16 protein-coding genes and 1 pseudogene are annotated in these 16,293 nt (G+C 61.2%); 10 read left to right on the forward strand and 7 right to left on the reverse strand.

What is annotated here, in order from left to right; translation table 11 throughout:
• Window positions 1-56: 56 nt before the first annotated feature.
• Together HU762_RS24595 and HU762_RS24600 are read right to left on the reverse strand one after the other, a co-directional pair.
• Entirely contained in the window at window positions 57-311 is a 255-nt protein-coding gene (locus tag HU762_RS24595) for a colicin E3-like toxin immunity protein (RefSeq protein WP_186641301.1), read from the reverse strand.
• 7 nt (window positions 312-318) lie between these two features.
• Window positions 319-1,544, reverse strand: a pseudogene (locus HU762_RS24600) (colicin E3/pyocin S6 family cytotoxin).
• Window positions 1,545-1,811: 267 nt separating this feature from the next.
• On the opposite strand from HU762_RS24600, the gene HU762_RS24605 reads away from it, so the two are divergent.
• Window positions 1,812-2,750: a hypothetical protein gene (locus HU762_RS24605; RefSeq protein ID WP_186641302.1), complete on the forward strand. Its 939-nt coding sequence runs from the start codon at window positions 1,812-1,814 to the stop codon at window positions 2,748-2,750.
• Between the two features lie 9 nt (window positions 2,751-2,759).
• Here HU762_RS24605 and HU762_RS24610 read toward each other — a convergent pair whose 3' ends face one another.
• A complete protein-coding gene (locus HU762_RS24610) occupies window positions 2,760-3,815 on the reverse strand; it encodes an alpha/beta fold hydrolase (RefSeq protein WP_186641304.1) in 1,056 nt (351 codons plus the stop codon).
• A gap of 221 nt (window positions 3,816-4,036) precedes the next feature.
• The gene (locus HU762_RS24615) at window positions 4,037-4,795 is read right to left on the reverse strand and encodes a gamma-glutamyl-gamma-aminobutyrate hydrolase family protein (protein WP_186641306.1); all 759 of its coding nucleotides are present in this window, start codon (window positions 4,793-4,795) and stop codon (window positions 4,037-4,039) included.
• Between the two features lie 162 nt (window positions 4,796-4,957).
• On the opposite strand from HU762_RS24615, the gene HU762_RS24620 reads away from it, so the two are divergent.
• The 5 genes from HU762_RS24620 (at window position 4,958) to HU762_RS24640 (ending at window position 9,062) form a co-directional block, all read left to right on the forward strand.
• Window positions 4,958-6,724: a S8/S53 family peptidase gene (locus HU762_RS24620; protein WP_186641308.1), complete on the forward strand. Its 1,767-nt coding sequence runs from the start codon at window positions 4,958-4,960 to the stop codon at window positions 6,722-6,724.
• 53 nt (window positions 6,725-6,777) lie between these two features.
• Entirely contained in the window at window positions 6,778-7,239 is a 462-nt protein-coding gene (locus tag HU762_RS24625) for a thiol-disulfide oxidoreductase DCC family protein (RefSeq protein ID WP_186641310.1), read from the forward strand.
• 40 nt (window positions 7,240-7,279) lie between these two features.
• Complete coding sequence (locus HU762_RS24630; protein WP_186641312.1) at window positions 7,280-7,441, forward strand: DUF2986 domain-containing protein; 162 nt, start codon at window positions 7,280-7,282, stop codon at window positions 7,439-7,441.
• 67 nt (window positions 7,442-7,508) lie between these two features.
• Entirely contained in the window at window positions 7,509-8,255 is a 747-nt protein-coding gene (locus HU762_RS24635) for a hypothetical protein (protein WP_186641314.1), read from the forward strand.
• On the forward strand, window positions 8,256-9,062 hold the full coding sequence (locus HU762_RS24640) for a hypothetical protein (protein WP_186641316.1): 807 nt from the start codon (window positions 8,256-8,258) through the stop codon (window positions 9,060-9,062).
• A gap of 407 nt (window positions 9,063-9,469) precedes the next feature.
• Here the strand turns inward: HU762_RS24640 and HU762_RS24645 are convergent, their stop codons facing one another.
• From HU762_RS24645 to gabT, 3 genes are read right to left on the reverse strand one after another with little or no spacing between them, the layout of a single operon-like run.
• Window positions 9,470-9,958 carry an Lrp/AsnC family transcriptional regulator gene (locus HU762_RS24645; protein ID WP_186614744.1) on the reverse strand — a complete coding sequence of 163 codons (489 nt, stop codon included), beginning with the start codon at window positions 9,956-9,958 and terminating at the stop codon, window positions 9,470-9,472.
• A 45-nt stretch (window positions 9,959-10,003) separates the two neighbouring features.
• The gene (locus tag HU762_RS24650) at window positions 10,004-10,660 is read right to left on the reverse strand and encodes a 2-haloalkanoic acid dehalogenase (protein WP_186641318.1); all 657 of its coding nucleotides are present in this window, start codon (window positions 10,658-10,660) and stop codon (window positions 10,004-10,006) included.
• 39 nt (window positions 10,661-10,699) lie between these two features.
• The gene (gene gabT, locus HU762_RS24655; RefSeq protein WP_186641320.1) at window positions 10,700-11,995 is read right to left on the reverse strand and encodes a 4-aminobutyrate--2-oxoglutarate transaminase; all 1,296 of its coding nucleotides are present in this window, start codon (window positions 11,993-11,995) and stop codon (window positions 10,700-10,702) included.
• A 288-nt stretch (window positions 11,996-12,283) separates the two neighbouring features.
• On the opposite strand from gabT, the gene HU762_RS24660 reads away from it, so the two are divergent.
• The 4 genes from HU762_RS24660 to HU762_RS24675 all read left to right on the forward strand — a co-directional run.
• A complete protein-coding gene (locus HU762_RS24660) occupies window positions 12,284-13,210 on the forward strand; it encodes a glyoxylate/hydroxypyruvate reductase A (RefSeq protein WP_186641322.1) in 927 nt (308 codons plus the stop codon).
• Between the two features lie 206 nt (window positions 13,211-13,416).
• A complete protein-coding gene (locus HU762_RS24665; RefSeq protein WP_186641324.1) occupies window positions 13,417-14,274 on the forward strand; it encodes a GNAT family N-acetyltransferase in 858 nt (285 codons plus the stop codon).
• Window positions 14,275-14,311: 37 nt separating this feature from the next.
• On the forward strand, window positions 14,312-15,019 hold the full coding sequence (locus HU762_RS24670; RefSeq protein ID WP_186641326.1) for a cupin domain-containing protein: 708 nt from the start codon (window positions 14,312-14,314) through the stop codon (window positions 15,017-15,019).
• Between the two features lie 599 nt (window positions 15,020-15,618).
• The coding region (locus HU762_RS24675) for an OprD family outer membrane porin (protein WP_346656882.1) at window positions 15,619-16,293 on the forward strand (675 nt) is incomplete at its 3' end.

Genomic DNA, 16,293 nt, shown 5'->3' on the forward strand with positions numbered 1-16,293 from the left:
TGGTTAGTTCCGATTTTGCCAAGCCTTCGCTGCATCAAGGCTTACCCATTCCCAAGTTACCAACTGTCTCGGTAATCGAAGGCTATTTGATAGTCATAGCGCCCCCAATCAATCGAGTGCTGAAAATGTGGTTGAAGGATTGCTACCCAGTCCACGAGGACATCGAATCCTCCATTATTTATATTGTTTTCGAATGGAATATCTAAAGCCTCAACGACAGCGCCGTCGTCGCCTAAATCTTCTGAGTACTCCTCCCCCTCGAAAGATTCGGTTTGCTTGCTATACCACTCAAGTCTCAGTTTGAGTCCCATTTGATCCTCACAAGTATTTTTTTATGCTGCGGTTTTTTTTGGCGCCATCGGTCTGCTCGCCAGTAATAGGATCGAATGCCCCTAGATGGCTTCCATCACTCGAGCGATAAGCTTCCAGTTCACCATGTGAAGCGTCCCATTCGTAGATTGTTCTGCCTTTCGCATCAAACCAGCGATCCCGTAAGCCTCCACCTCCTTGCATGGGAGTCTTCTTTTTACCCCTCTTCAAGCCAGGAAAGCCTGTAATTTCATGTGTTTTCGGAGCGGGATGGTAGCTATGTCCGCTCTCGGCTAGCCCTTTCGGCGAACACTCAAAACCACATAAACCGGCCGAACCCCAGAATCCGCCGGAAACACCAGGATGAAATCCTTGTACTCCGGCGGATAGATCGGGTTGACGATGATGCTGTCTGCCACTGGCGTCGGCGGGTAGATCCAGATATGCGGGGCTTGGGGCGCGGCCTCCAGGGCGGGGATGCCGAGGGTGTCGGAGGGGTCGATGGCCGGGGTCCAGATCAGTTCGATGCCGTCGCCTAGGTCGGCGACGTATTGGTCGGCGCGAGGCGTGAATTGGACGACGTCGACCATTTCCCAGTCGCGGTTCTGCCCGGTGTAGAAGCCATAGCCCTTGAGGCTGCCGTCGGCCTGTTGCTCGATAGTCAGGCGCATGCGGCTGCGGGCCTGCTTGAGGTTGCGCAGTTGTTCTTCGCTGTAGAGGGCGCTGTCGCCCAGGCTGGACGGCCAGAGCAAGGCAACGATGCCGGTCAACAGTGCCGCGCCGACCGTGCCGCCAACTGCTCCAGTCGTTGCCACAGCGGAGCCGCTTAGCGCGAGTCTGCCCAAGGTAACGGGGATTGCACTTGCGCCGATCTGCTTGAGGGGAATGGTTCCTGCAGCGTCGGGGCTTCTACCGCCCAGCCACGTCAGCTCACCGTACTGCTTGACCAGGTCCGGCGGGATGTAACCGTTGGGGTGGCTGTAATCAATGATCCCGTTGGGTAACGCGCAGCTTTTGGCGAATACGGACCCGATGGTGACGAGGGGCTTTTTATCCACCTTGGCCCAGCGTTCTTGCTCATAGGCGGCTTGGCGGGCAAGCATGGCTTCATGACCGCGTTGGAGCGCTTCGTACTCGGCCACTTCGCTGGAGGTCATGTCTCGATAGGAAGCGGTGTGCCCTTCGCCGGAACGTGGGTTACGGATCCTGGGCAGGTCTTTTGGGCGTGTGGTCACGAGTCGCGAATCTCATCCTGAAAATCCAGGACGGACGCTAACGCAGGCAATAAAACCGGCGATGTAGGAGGTTTCCTTTACTACTAGCTCCGTTTTCATCAAGCGTTGTAGGGCCGAGAATCAGCGCTCAAGACTCGCCGGCGAAAACACGGCCTGCCCCACACGAACATGGCCGGCATGCGCTATCCTGCGCTGCGTAAAACACCAGCACGCAATTGCTGTTCACGGCCTTACAAGCAGCCTTAAAGGTTGCTCCAGGATGTCTGCATGTTGATAGGTCATCGGTTCGAACGCACCGCGCGGGATGACCTGCACATCCACTCGATTAACCGGGTGCAGAGCGGGTTCGTGCTGCTGACAAGCGCGATGGCTTTGATCTTTCCAGTGGCGGCCGTCCTGGCGATTGCCACAGCAGATTCGCCACTGGCGAGTGTGGACCCGCTGGCTTCACTTCTGACCGTGCTCGGGCTGCTATTGATTCCTGCCGCTGGCCTGCTCCTACTGATTTACTCCGGCACCCACGAGACCTTGCTGTTATCGCGCCTGGACGCTGAAGGCAAACGCCGCACCCGAAATTTTTTCGGACGTCGCGAGCGAGTGCATTCGGTGTTCAGGATCGATGCCGCCAAATACCTCGAACTTCGCCGCCGCCCCGAGGCCGAGCCAGCCCGCACCCAGTTATGGCTGGTGCTGCGCGATGGCACCGAGCATCGCCTGACGACCGACAACGTTCCGGTAACGCCGGGACGCAAACACACCGACATGTGGTTGAACGAACTGGCCGACTATTTGAAGGTGACAGTCCCCACCGAAGTGGTCATGGGTTCGGCGACCGGCGCGCCGGCTGCCTATAGGCCAGCTCCAACCCCCGCGAAGATCGCCAGGCAGCGCAAAACAAAGACACCCATGCCTTGCGCTGATACGAGTGATCGACTGGGCATCCCCGCACGCGCCCTCCTCGCCTTGCTTGGCACCTTCCTCGCAGTGTTCGAGCTGACCCGGATCATCGCATTGATGAGCGCGCTGTTTACCGGGCGACTGCGCATCGGCATCTCCCGCCCGACGACCTTCTATTGGACCGAGCAACCGATGGCCTTCTCATTCCACGTGCTGATCGGCATAGCCGAGTTGCTGGTTATTGGCGTCATCGCCTGGGGTTGCCTGCGCGTGGCGATCCAGGGGCGGATGAAATCCGATCCTGGATGACGAGCACGCTTACCGACTGCCCTCTTCCACGCCCGGCGACTGCGCCAAAAACTCCGCTATCAGCGACACGACCTGCTGTTGAATCACCTCACGAGCACGACCGTTGTCGCCGTCCCGGCAGATGATGCCATCGCCCGGCACTTCCTCCTCTAGCATTTCCTGCGCGCCAGGTTTGCACCGCGACATGAAGCTGAAATGGCTGGCATCGCTGATCTCCACGTAACGGCTGGATGCCGCCGGCAAGCGTTTGGCGAGGTTGGCCGATTCCAGCTCGGCGGGAAGCTCGTGCGAGGGCACGCCCGCCGCGATCACCAGAGCGGGCACCGGCAATGCGGCGAGGCTTTTGTCGGTCATGCCCCGGGAAAGGCCCAGGTCCAGCGTCACCACGGCAGTGACGCGGTTATCGCGCCAATCGGCGGCCAGTGCGGCCCGTGATTCCGGAGTGCTCGCCGGGTTTATCTGGTCGTAGACGGTGCAACTGGATAACTGCGGATGGGCTTTGCAATCCTGGGCGAAGCGGTCGGGATCGAAACGAGCACCGGCAATCTCCAAGGCAGTCCAGCCGCCAAGGGAATGGCCCACGACTGCAATTCTGCCATTGGTAACCTGGCCAAATTTTTCCGGTTGGGTCGTGATCCCATCAATGGCGCGGCGCAGGTCAATGGGTCGCTGCCAAAGCTGCGCCGCTGCCTGAGGGCTGCGGTCATGGGTGGTGGTGCCTGGATGATTGACGGCGGCGACGATATAGCCCTTATGAGCCAAGGCGCTCGCCAGCCAGGCCTGGTTGCTCCAGTTCCCTCGGTACCCGTGGGAAAGCAGTACCAGTGGATGCTCGCCAGCTGAAGGCGGCGCGTCCTGAACGGCAGAAGCACCGACAAACACCGCGTTATCGGCGATCAGTTGCGGGGCGGCTGCAGTTGCGCTCGGGTACCAGACAACCATCTCCAGGGGACGGTCGTTGGGGGAACCCGACAGGGTGAAAGCGCGGAAGCCGATAGGGTTTTCGCCAGCGAGCGCGGGCGAGGCCAGGCACGCCAACAACAAAGCGCCAAAAGCAATTTTCAATGTCGTTCTTCCTTGATCGGATCAGCAGAAATCTGCGTGAGCATTAAAGCCCACTTTCGGATCGCCGTGGCTGTTGCTCAGAAAACTTAATTCATCCCTCAGACCCGCCACGGCGCAATAGGCGACCCGGAGTAGATCAGATGCACCGCGCGCGCAGTGCATCAGCGCCACTGCGCAGAGAGCTTCGCATCGGCAAACACCTGCTCGCCGGTGGTAACCCGCTAACTGCGTCTAGCGTCTTTCTCCGCCCGCGCCCGACACGCCTCCCCAAACGCGCGAAAAATCGCCCGGTAATCGGCGTTCTCCATCACCTCCCATTCCGGATGCCATTGCACGCCCAAGGCAAACGCTCGACTGCCTTCTACCGAAAGCCCCTCGACCAATCCGTCCTCCGCCACGGCCTCGATGCGCAAGCCCTGCCCCACCCGCGCGATGCCTTGGCCGTGGACGGAGTTGACTTCAATTACGTCCTTGAGGCCCAACCGCGTCAGCACGCCACCCGGCCGCACCGTCAGGGCATGCGTGCGGGCGTACTGTTCCTGGACGGGTTCGTTGCTCGGGGGTTCGTGATCGGCGCCTGGGCCGTCGAGTTGCTGATGGAGCGTGCCACCGAAGGCGACGTTCATTTCCTGGAAGCCCCGGCAGATGCCGAGTACCGGCAAGCCGGCTTCGACAGCGGCGCGCCAGAGCGGCAGCGCCAGGTTGTCGCGGGCCGGGTCGTGCTCGGTGCCCGGTGGGCTGGGCGGGCCGCCGTATTGATGGGGTTCGATATTGGAAGGCGATCCGGTGAACAGCAGCCCATCCAGGCTGGCGATAATCTGGGCCGGGTCAAGCAACGCTGGGAACACCGGCAGGATGACAGGCAGCCCTTCAGCTGCGGTGGCGACGGCCTCGGCGTATTTGTCGTTGCTGAGTTGGACGGTGTGCGGACCGATTTTGCCTGAACAGGCGATGACTCCGATCATGGGTGGACGAGACATGGGACTCCCTGACCGTTTAGGTCTCAGACGTTTATGAATCCGATCGTGGCGCGGGTTCGGTTGTTCCATTTCGATGACGACCACCATGGATCGATCCCAGGGCTGAACGAAGCTCGCGACACAACGGTCGGAACAGCAATCCCCGGCAAAGAAACCTCACTCATGCGCTTACGATCCGCCGCCTTCGTCACGTTGTTCACCCTGTCCGCCAGCACGTTTGCAGTGGCACAAGAACCGTTGCGCCTGGAAAGCCTGAAGCGCTGCGGCGACCTGCTCGAAAGCCAGCACCAGGAATGGTGCCTCACCGCGCGCGGGCTGGGTGACGCAACGCCGCAACTGAAACTGGGTGAAAAAACGATCCCCGCCGAGAGTATCCAACGTGAAGGACAGAACCTGCGCGTGCGCTTGGACAGCGCCGATTACCAGAGCGGCCCACTCTGGCTAGAAGAGGGTCCGCGCGCCAGCAATGCCGTCTGGTTGACCCTGCGCAACAGCCACGTGCTGGCCGCCGGGCCGAATGAAGTGGCGAAGAACATGGACGGGCTGACCACGTACGTGGATCTGGTCAGCGTGCTGATCGAGGAAAGCCACGATGGCCGCCAGGAAGCTGAGCGCCTGGCGGGCAAGTACGGGGCGAAAGTGGTCGGGAGCATCGCGCCGCTGAACGTCTATCAGCTGCGCCTGCCGGCCAAGGACTTGGTAGAGCGTGATGCGCTGGTGCTGCGCCTGGGCGGCGAGACCAGTGTCGATGCGGTGGTGATTGAGGAATCCGCAGCCGAAGAGGCCGAGCAAGCGCCCGCCCAGCCCGAGGAACCGAAAAAACCGGATCAGGACTCAGATGAATGGTCCGCGAACCGCTTCCTCGACGCCGTGCATTATTACCAGCGGCGCGTCCCCGGTCAGCAGGCGCCGATCCGACCGCAGCCGGTGCGCATCGGCTTGATCGAGCGCGACGTGGATTTCGACACGGCGGATTTCGCCGATTACCTCGGTGCCTGTTCGGTGCCGCGCACCTGCGTCTATGCCCGCGACGCGGACAAGCCGGACAACCATGGTACGACCGTCGCCGGCATTCTCGCCGCACGCTGGAACGACGGCGGCAATACCGGTTTCCTCCGTGGCCTGGACAAGGCCAGCGGCGGTTTCGAAGTAATCGTCGAGCGTAACTCCGATGCCGGTATTACCGCCAACATCGCGGCCTCGGTCAACCTCGTCGAAGACGGCGTGAGGGTGCTCAATTGGAGCTGGGGCATTCACCGCGTCGGCGCCAAGGACGTCAAGGGCGATGACGTGGATTCGCTGTTGCGTTCGGGCATCGCCATGGGCGGCTACGAAGAGTTGCTGGAGGAATTTTTCCTGTGGCTGCGCAAGGAACATCCCGACGTCGTGGTGGTGAATTCCGCCGGCAACGGCTCATCATTCTCCGGCACCGACGAGTACCGCCTGCCCTCCTCGTTCATCACCGAGCAACTGCTGGTGGTCGGCGGGCACCAGCGCAGCGAACGCGCCGGGGTGGCCGTCGACGACCCAGGCTATGCGGTCAAGCGCAACTCCTCGAACATCGACATGCGCGTCGACATCACCGCCGCCGCGTGCACCCATGCCTCGACGGTCAATGCCGGCCAGGACGGCGCGGTGCATTGCGGCACGTCCTACGCCACGCCGATGGTCACGGGCTTGTTGGCCGCGATGCTGTCGATCAATCCGCAACTTCATCCCGAGCAACTGCGCATGCTCCTGCGCCGCAGCGCCATGACTATCGGGGACAATCACGACTTCGAGCAAATGGATGGCGAAGACCTCACCGCGCCCATCTTGCCGTCGGAGCGCAACTACCAGCTTAACGATAAGGACGTCGGCCGTTCGGCGCGGCTGGACATGCAAAAGGCCTTGGACCTGTCAGTGCAGAGTCGCAGCCGGGTGCGTTGAGGCGGCAACTGGCGGTATGATCCGCCCTACATGACTTTCGCGGAACCACGCCTATGCCGGCCTCACACGTGCGACCTACAATCGCGCCACTGCTCGAACCCGGCGAAACGGTGGTTCTGTTCGACGGCGTGTGCAAGCTCTGCAACGGCTGGGCGAGGTTCCTGATACGCCATGATCAACAACGGCGGGTGCGGCTGGCGGCGGTGCAGTCGCCCGAGGGCCAGGCCCTGCTTGCCTGGGCAGGTTTGCCGGTGGACCGGTTCGACACCATGGCAGTGATTCGCGACCAGCATTATTGGGAGCGTTCCGAGGCTTTTTTCGAAGTCGTCTCGCAGTTGCCCACCCGCTGGCGTCCGGTGAAAAGGCTGCGCCTCTTCCCGTGCCGGCTTCGGGACTGGGTCTATGATCGCATCGCGCTGAATCGCTATCGGCTCTTCGGCAAATACGACACGTGCCTGCTACCCAATGCCGACCATGAAAAGCGTTTCTTGAAAATGCCTGCAACCGAGGGTTAAATCCCTCAATTCCCAGCGCCTGCGAGCCCGAGTAGACAACATGAATCGCCGTAAAAAAATAAACCAGTTGCTCAAGGCCAACGCCAAGAAGGCCAGCGCCAAGTTGGCGCCCAAGAGCAAGGATAAATACATCAGCAAAGCCGACCGATTGAAACTGGCGGCTGAAGACAATCCAGACACGATCGTGTCCCCTGAGAGCTGATCACGACCTGTGACAGCTCAACAGCAGCCTGTCAGACCTCCCTCAAATGGACTTACCGGAGACACCCGTGAAACGCCTCATCCTGTCTATCGCCTTCATGGCACTGGCCGCTTGCGCCAGCCAGCCAACGCACACACGCCCTGTCAACGCGCCGGTATTGAAGTTCCGCGCCGTACCGGTAACGGCCGATGGTCTTCCGGTCATCAACCCGGACGTCTTGAAAAGTATCGAGCAACTCAACATGCCTGCGCCGGTCAAGACGCTGACCTATATAGAACTGGCCGGCACCGTCAGCTTTCCCAAGGAAAGCAGGCCGGAACGTACCGAATACTTCCTCTCCACCGACCCCACCACCCGTCAGTTGCGCATGATCCACAAGAGCGAACACCTCAATGGCAGCAAGATCAGCTGGCGTGGCCTGCTCACGCTTTCCGGCCTGGAGCAGGCCGATCTGTCGCGCAATACCGCAGTGATCGACAGCCTGAGCTTTCGGGGCGACTGGCAACACATGCCGGTGGGCAGTCAATTGGGCTTCACCCGACAAGGCAGCAACACCAGCAACATTATCGGCACGCTGGGCACGGAACCGAAAGTCGTTAATTGTCGCATCGACCGTGAATTGCCGGCCAAACAACTGAACCCGGCGCTGAGCGGCCAAGCCAAGGCCATGAGCTGTCAGGAACAGCGCCCCAGCACCTCCCCCGTCCCCTTCGATCATTATTTCTATCTGGTGGACTATGGCTTTTTTTACCGCGCCAGTAACGACAAGCACGACGGGGTTTCCATCGACATGCATATACAGCGCGTGAAGTGAATGACTCCGAACCCCATCGATCCGCTGTCGCTTCAACGCATCATCGCTGCTCACGGCAAACCCGAGGGCGCGAGCTATTTCGATGCGCAGGAAAGCCTCGTTCACGACATCTTCCCCGACCGCATCATGTTCCAGACCAATTACCTGGACCACAGCAGTTATGAAGTGGATGTCGCCGAGGGCGCGGTCCGTGTGCGCAAGACGCGCCTGGACAATTACCACCGAGGCCACAAGGCCCAGGTGATCGACGATGACATGGACGATGACGATTGGGTGGAGTTGGCCAGCCTTTGGCAACGCTTGAGCGGCGACCTGGACATTCAAGGGCAAGCACTCGGACCGGACCTGACCGATACCTTGGCGGACCTGTTCGACTGTCTGTTCGACGAGGCGCATGCGCAGGCGCTTATCGAGAATATGCCAGCCCCTACCGGCCAATGGGACTGGGCCTGGACGCAAGTGCAATCGGCACTCAGCGAGGCCCATCGGTTGGCTGAGTTCGAATGGAAGGAATGGTCGTTGTCCGGCGTCTACGCCATCAACGCCCTCGCCCCGCTGCAGGAGCTGGGCATTGAAATTGCTGTGCCTGACAGCAAAACCGTGGACGCGATCAACCGCGCCAACGATTGGGAACGCGCGCTGCTCCAGTATTTCAACGCACGATTGGAAACCCACGATTTGAAGCTGCTGGCCATCGGCACGCACTTCGATGAGTACCAGGCGTTTGCCTGCCTGCCGATGAACGGCCTGGGTTTGGCCAATGCGTTGGAGATCCTGGGCAGGCTGGGCATCGTCTACAAATACTGAGCCTCTGGTGCGGCGATTCCTGCCGCTGAATAAGTGTCCTTGACCTTCGGATATAACATGAAGAACTGTGAATATTGCGGGGCCCTTATCCTTGCCGACGACGGTGCGTGCAAGCGTTGCTCCGAAGCAATGCGCCTTATGGCCGAAGCCCCCGTGCCGAGGTCCGGGCCCTCGAGGGGGCTAAAAATCTTGAAATGGGTGCTTATCGGTTTGCTGGTCGCGGTGCTCGTCGCTGTGGCAGGGATCATTTGGGTTCTGAAGACGTTGGGACCCATGCCTTCTTTAGGTTGATCGCTGCGCCGATGCCGTTGTGACGAGGGAGTCCCCGCCTCTGCAGTCGGCAGCGTGGTTCAGCCTGCCAGGTGCTGATGCGCCCTTCTTCGGAAGGGCTTTTGGACCAACTCTCATCAATGCCGCAACAGCTTACGCAACGGAACTTCGTCCTTGCGCACCGGCGACTTGATGACGATGTAGCTGAAGTACTTGGAGATGCCGATGTTCTTGTCCAGCAGGCCTTCCATTACGTCCTGGTAATCCTGGATGCTGCGGGTCATGAAACGCACCAGGTAATCGTAGCCGCCGCTGATCAGGTGGCATTCGAGCACTTCGTCCACCAGGCGGATATTGGATTCGAACTTGGCGAAGTCCTCACGCTTGTGGTCGCTCAAGGTGACCTCGGTGAACACCGTCACCGAATCGGTGATCTTGGCGAGATTGAGATGGGCCTTGTAGCTGGAAATATACCCCGCCGACTCCAGCCGCTTGACCCGTTGCAGGCAGGGGCTGGCGGACAGGCCCACGGCGTCGGCCAGACTGACGTTGGTCATGCGACCGTCTTTTTGAAGCTCGACCAAAATGCTGATGTCGATCCGGTCCAGTTTCGCTACACCTTCCATCGCCTACCTCTTGCCTGGTGTGTGTAAGACCATCTTCTAACAAAATCAGCGCCGTAAGGACAGCTGATGCTGAGCCACCAGATCCGCCATGCTGTTGATGCAATAGTCCGCCGCGCAAGGTGCCGGGGAGCTGTGGAGTTCGCGGCAGATCAAGCACATAGCCCCCACGGCTCGTGGCCGGGCGCCGGGACGGGTCACTTGGAGGATCGCTTCGGCGTCAAGATCATTGGCGGCCAGCCAATCGTCATCGTGCAACGGGTCGCTCGCCAACGAAATGAAATCCTCCGGCTCGATGCCCAGGCGCTCGCACAACACGCCACGGTCCTCGGCATCGCGATCACCGAGCACCAACAGGCGATAGAACTTGCGCAGGTACAGCATCGCCCCTGGCGCATCCTCGAACAGCGTCCAGCCCGCGGCTGAGCGGGCAAAGCTCATGCCCTCCTCCCAACTGGCCTTGAGCCGCCAACGCTCGGCCAACTGACGATGGGCAAAACACAGCAAGCCACTGAAACCCAGTTCGCCAAAGCGCGGGTACAAGGCTTGCAGAACCTCGTCGAACTCAGCGAGCACGGCGATCTTGTCCAACGGCCCGGCATGGCTTTCCAGCAGCGGCTGCAACGCCGTCCAGACGCCGGAGTCGCGATCTACCAGGACTTCATCGCAGTCGATCAACAACGCCCGATATTCAGTCAGCCTCATCTGTACCGCCTCCGATGATGTCCATTGATCAACGCTCCATTAACCGACGCTGACGCGCGCCAAGGCGCCCTCGAGAATCTGCAACGCTTCGTCGATCTGCGCTTCGCTGGTCACCAGCGGCGCGAGGAAACGCAAGACGTTGCGGTACACCCCGCACTTGATCACCAGCAGTCCGCCGGCGCGGGCTTCGTCGATCAGCCGTTGGTTCAGCTCGGCATCCGGGGTACGTGCATCGTCCTTCTTGATCAGCTCGATTGCCAGCATGAAACCACTGCCGCGCACATCGCCGATGAACGGATAGCGGGCCTGCAAACCCAGCAGGCCCTGGCGCAGCCGTTCGCCCAAGGCTTCGCCACGGGCCAGCAATTGTTCTTGCTCGAAGGCATCGATCACCGCCAGCGCCGCCGCGCAGGAAAGCGCATTGCCGCCGTAAGTGCCACCGAGTCCGCCGGGCAACGGCGCGTCCATTATCTCGGCCTTGCCGACCACACCCGACAACGGCAAGCCGCCGGCGAGGCTCTTGGCGACGGTGACCAGGTCCGGCTGGATGTCGGCATGCTGGAAACCGAACCACTTGCCGGTACGGCCGAAACCGGTCTGGATTTCATCGAGAATCAACACAATGCCATGTTTCTCGGTCAAGGCGCGCAGGCCCTGGAGGAACTCGACGGGCGCGCAAAGGAAACCGCCATCGCCTTGCACCGGTTCGATGATGATTGCCGCGACCCGCTCTGGCGCTACCTGGGTCGCCAGCAGTTCGTCCAGCGCTCGCAGCGCCATTTCGCTGGTGACGCCGCGATAGGCGTTCGGATAAGGCGTGTGGAAGACTTCCGGCGCGAACGGCCCGAAGTTCTGCTTATAAGGCTGGCTCATTCCGGTCAGCGTGGTGCCCAGCAACGTCCGCCCGTGAAACCCACCGCGAAAGGCGATCACTGCCGAGCGGTTGGTGTGGGCGCGAGCGATCTTCACGGCGTTTTCCACGGCTTCGGCGCCGGAGGTAAAAAACGCAGCTTTATAGGCGTGTTGGCCGCCGATCATCTCGCACAGGCGCCGGGCCAGGTCCAAGTAGGGTTTATAGGCCACGACCTGGAAGCAGGCATGGGAAACCTTCTGCAACTGGGCCTGCACCGCCGCGACAACCTTGGGGTGGTTATGGCCGATATTCAGCACGCCGATGCCGCCGACAAAGTCCAGGTAGCGCTTGCCGTCCACGTCCCATAATTCGGAGCCTTGGGCTCGATCGATCACCAGCGGGTGCGCCGTCACCAGCCCACGGGGCACGTATTGATCACGCTGACGGAGCAGACTCGGGGTTTCTTCGACTTTACTGTTCATTGGCATTTCCCATCGTGAGCCGCGCAACCTGGAAGCGGCTGCGGTGTCACCACAGGTTAAGCGTTCGGCACGATTGTCTAAGCCGAACTTGGTCGTCGAGAAATCCGGATCGACTGTTTACCCCCCGGCAAACAGCAGATTCCTCCATGGACCTCGCACCCCAACGATTCTGCCGCCCGGGGCGCTCTACAACACCGCGCCATGCGTCCCTGCGCCCTGCTTTCGAAAGATCCTGCTTCGCCGTTGAGGCATGCTTGAGACTCCCGAATTTCAGATGAGAACCGACCCATGGCGCTGCTTTATAAGGCTGATCCGGTACGCGGCGAACACTGGCGACGCTTGTTCGCCGAACAGGCGCCGGACATCGAATGGCGAGCCTGGCCGGATATCGGCGATCCAAGGGATATCCAGTACCTTGCGGCCTGGCAGGCACCGGACGAGATCGAAACGCTGCTGCCGAATCTGCAAGTGCTGTTCGCCTTGTCGGCAGGCGTCGATCAGCTCGACCTCGGTCGTCTGCCGCCATCGCTGCCGGTGGTGCGACTGCTCGATCCGGGCATCACCCAGGGGATGTGCGAATACGCCAGTTTCGCCGTGCTCAGCGTACACCGGGACATGTTGCGCTATCGCCAGCAACAGGCCGAACGTTGCTGGCAGGCCCATCCCCTGGTGCCTGCCCGGCAGCGTCGGGTCGGCGTCATGGGCTTGGGTTTGCAGGCGCGGCAGATACTGGCGACGCTGGCGCCCTTTGGCTTCGCCTTGTCCGGCTGGGCCCGCAGCGAACATCACATTGACGGCGTGGCTTGTCATGCCGGCCCCGAGCAACTGCCGGCCTTTCTTGCCCAGTGCGATATCGTGCTGTGCGTGCTGCCGCTGACCGAACAGACCCAAGGCATTCTCAACCGTCAGCTCTTCGAACAACTGCCCAAGGGCGCTGCCTTGATCAACATGGGCCGGGGCGGTCATCTGGTCGAGGCGGACCTGCTCGACGCGCTCGCCAGCGGCCAGCTCAGCGCGGCGGTGCTCGACGTATTGACGCAGGAACCGGCCGCGCCGGAGCATCCGTTCTGGCAGCACCCGCAAATCCTGCTGACGCCCCACATCGCGGCGATGACCCAACCCGAAACAGCCTTTGGCGTCTTGCTGGAAAACATCCGTCGGCATCAACGGGGCGAATCGATGCTGGGGCGGGTTGATCGCGAGCGCCGCTACTGACTGTTCATTTGTCGCTGGTGAATCGGCTCGGTATTTCCTGCTGGGCGGACGTCTCGTTTGGGCAAGAAATTCGGCCTGCGCCGCCGCTGCTTAGCGAACCTGCCGAATTCATTTTCGGCCCTTGTCAGCCCCGATGGCAGGTGAGATACAGGCAACCACCACGGACGATTGCGTCCGGCTCGACATCAACTCCATGGGGACCCGCCATGTCCATTTCGCAACGCCCTGCTTATCTTTATCGCGCCATGACCGCGGCCGATGTCCCGGCGGCCCACGCCTTGTCCGTGCAGTTGAAATGGCCCCATCGCCTGGAAGACTGGGCGATGCTGCAGCGCGTCGCCCAGGGGTATGTCGTGCTGGACCAGGAGCGGCTGATCGGTACCGCGTTTACCTGTGGCCAAGGCGACTACGCCACCATCGGCCTGGTCATCGTCAGTGACGAGTACCAGGGCCAGGGGATCGGCCGCAAATTGATGGAGTTGGCTATCGAGGCGTGCGGATCACGGACCGCCGTTCTCAACGCGACGCTGGCCGGCGCACCGTTGTACGCCAGCCAGGGCTTCGTTGAGTTCGGGTATATCCAGCAACACCAAGGGCAAGCATTGGCGACCGTCCCGCCGGAGCTGGCCAGCGGGCAACGCTGTCGCCCACTGACATCGGCCGATCACGCCGAGCTGATCAGGCTGGCCAATGCCGGCAGCGGTCTGGACAGAGCGGCGGTATTGAACGATGTGTTCGCCGATGTTGAACAAGGCGTCGGCATCGAGCGGGACGGCCGCCTATGTGCCTTCGCCCTGATGCGCCCCTTCGGCCGTGGGCGCTGCATCGGCCCGGTCATCGCTCAAGGCCCTGAACAGGCCCGGCATGTGATCGCAGCGCTGGTGGCCCAGGTGCCGGAGGCGTTCGTGCGCATTGATATTCCCGCTGACTGCGGCCTGGCCCCCTGGCTGGAAGACATCGGGCTCAAGCGCGTCGATACCGTCACCCAAATGGCTCGCGGCACGCCGCCCCAGGCCACCGGCGGCGTGCACCAATTCGCGCCGGTGACCCAGGCCATCGGCTAACGCCCTATCCACAGCACTTCTCCGGAGAAAAAAATTGATGCTTGAGCCCACTGCAATGCTGTTGGCACGCGCCGACGGTAGCCCCACTGCCACGCCTTTTCGTCCAGGCTCGCTGGGCACCAACGACCCGTTCGACCGGCTCATCGCCCATGCCGGAGCCGACGGCATGGCGGCCGGTGTGGTCCAGGCCAATGGCCGGTTCGGCAGCGATGCGTACCCATTCAGCGAAACCATCGTCGTGCATGCCGGGGCCGTCACGCTGCGCAGCCCGGCGCAGACGCTGCACCTGCAGCCTGGGGAAAGCGCGGTGATCGCCCGGGGCACGGCCCTTGAGATTGAGGCGCAGCCCGCTTCCCTCTGGGCATTCTGTGCCGACACGCAGTCTGTCGCGACCAAGCAGCCCGGACTCACCGCCCTGCCCGCGTCTACCTTGCTATCGCCTTCGGCGGCACCCGATGAAGCGATCCTGCTCGGCCCAACACCGCAGTGCCGCTCGCACAATCTGTTTGTCGAGGAAGCGACCGACCTGCGCATCGGCATTTGGGACTCGACGCCCTACACCCGCAAGTCGCGGCCGCACAAGCTGCATGAACTGATGCACCTGCTCGAAGGCAGCGTCACCTTGCAGGCAGCCGACGGAACCGAGCTGGTGGTCAGAACCGGCGATACGGTGTTCGTGCCGCTGGACGCGCCCTGTGCCTGGAAAAGCAGCGTCTATGTGCGCAAGGTTTATGTCGTGAGATAAGCCTGCGTCGTCATGGCTAACTAGCTCCACGTTTCGCCCTATTGCATGCAAACAGATGGACGCAGTCGCTCTAGTGGCGAGGGAGCTTGCTCCCGCTCGGCTGCGCAGCAGTCGTAAATCCGGCTGACGCGATGGATCGTTCCAACGCTCCTGCGTGGGAATGTTGCCAGGGATGCTCCACGTTCCGCTTCTGGAAGGTGACGCAGAGCGTCACGGGATGCATTCCCACGCAGAGCGTGGGAACGATCTAAGTTCGCTGCGCGACAGCGCAGCGCCGAAGACGCGGCGGCCGCTCCCTCGCCACAAGAGCTTCTAAGCCCCTCCGCCCCCCAGCATTCGACTAATGTCTTAGGCCAGTCATCGCATAACTTCGCCCGTTGAAAGCTACCCTGGGGCGAGTTTTTTTCCCAACCCAGAGCCCTCTCCGCCCGAGTTTCCTACGCGGCAAGCATCCGAATGCCTCAGGCCAAGGCCCATCAGCGATGAAAAAAACGCAGTAATGGCCAGTTGACAATGACGGAGCGCCGCCAAATAATCCACGCCATGTTGTACGACGACGTATGACAAATAAAAACAACAAAAAAGTAGGGAGCGCCAGAGTGAGCAAACGTGTCCGTTTTTCGCCCGACAATCGTCCAACCCGTAATTCCCTCAATTCTCGTCATGCCCTAGGGCTCATCAGCTGCAGCAGCCTGGCGCTGTTTCTTCCGATGACCGCCAACGCCGAAGGCTTTGTCGATGATGCCAAGGCCACGCTGAACCTTCGCAACTTCTACATCAACCGCAACTTCACCAACCCGAACAATGCCCAAGGCAAAGCCGAGGAATGGACCCAGAGCTTCATTCTCGACGCCAAGTCCGGCTTCACCCAAGGTACAGTCGGTTTCGGCCTGGATGTGCTGGGGATGTACGCGGTCAAGCTCGACGGCGGCCGTGGCACGGCGAACACGTCCCTGCTGCCGATTCATGACGATGGCCGCCCCGCCGACGATTACGGTCGCCTGGGTGTAGCCCTAAAGGCCAAAGTGTCGAAGACCGAATTGAAAGTCGGTGAATGGATGCCGGTGCTGCCGATCCTGCGTTCCGACGACGGTCGTTCCCTGCCGCAAACCTTCCGTGGTGGCCAGGTAACCTCCACCGAAATCAGCGGCCTGAGCCTCTACGGCGGTCAGTTCCGCGCCAACAGCCCGCGCAACGACGCGAGCATGGAAGACATGTCGATGAACGGCCGCGGCGCGTTCACCTCCGACCGCTTCAACTTCGGCGGCGGCGAA

Source organism: Pseudomonas sp. SWRI92 (assembly GCF_014268685.1).
GTDB classification, from domain to species: domain Bacteria; phylum Pseudomonadota; class Gammaproteobacteria; order Pseudomonadales; family Pseudomonadaceae; genus Aquipseudomonas; species Aquipseudomonas marvdashtae.

Bases quoted from the DNA above. Each gene is read 5' to 3' on its own strand.
- HU762_RS24595 (WP_186641301.1), bottom strand. From the start codon at position 311: ATGGGACTCAAACTGAGACTTGAGTGGTATAGCAAGCAAACCGAATCT.
- HU762_RS24605 (WP_186641302.1), top strand. From the start codon at position 1,812: ATGTTGATAGGTCATCGGTTCGAACGCACCGCGCGGGATGACCTGCAC.
- HU762_RS24615 (WP_186641306.1), bottom strand. From the start codon at position 4,795: ATGTCTCGTCCACCCATGATCGGAGTCATCGCCTGTTCAGGCAAAATC.
- HU762_RS24620 (WP_186641308.1), top strand. From the start codon at position 4,958: ATGCGCTTACGATCCGCCGCCTTCGTCACGTTGTTCACCCTGTCCGCC.
- HU762_RS24625 (WP_186641310.1), top strand. From the start codon at position 6,778: ATGCCGGCCTCACACGTGCGACCTACAATCGCGCCACTGCTCGAACCC.
- HU762_RS24630 (WP_186641312.1), top strand. From the start codon at position 7,280: ATGAATCGCCGTAAAAAAATAAACCAGTTGCTCAAGGCCAACGCCAAG.
- HU762_RS24640 (WP_186641316.1), top strand. From the start codon at position 8,256: ATGACTCCGAACCCCATCGATCCGCTGTCGCTTCAACGCATCATCGCT.
- HU762_RS24645 (WP_186614744.1), bottom strand. From the start codon at position 9,958: ATGGAAGGTGTAGCGAAACTGGACCGGATCGACATCAGCATTTTGGTC.
- HU762_RS24650 (WP_186641318.1), bottom strand. From the start codon at position 10,660: ATGAGGCTGACTGAATATCGGGCGTTGTTGATCGACTGCGATGAAGTC.
- gabT (WP_186641320.1), bottom strand. From the start codon at position 11,995: ATGAACAGTAAAGTCGAAGAAACCCCGAGTCTGCTCCGTCAGCGTGAT.
- HU762_RS24660 (WP_186641322.1), top strand. From the start codon at position 12,284: ATGGCGCTGCTTTATAAGGCTGATCCGGTACGCGGCGAACACTGGCGA.
- HU762_RS24665 (WP_186641324.1), top strand. From the start codon at position 13,417: ATGTCCATTTCGCAACGCCCTGCTTATCTTTATCGCGCCATGACCGCG.
- HU762_RS24670 (WP_186641326.1), top strand. From the start codon at position 14,312: ATGCTTGAGCCCACTGCAATGCTGTTGGCACGCGCCGACGGTAGCCCC.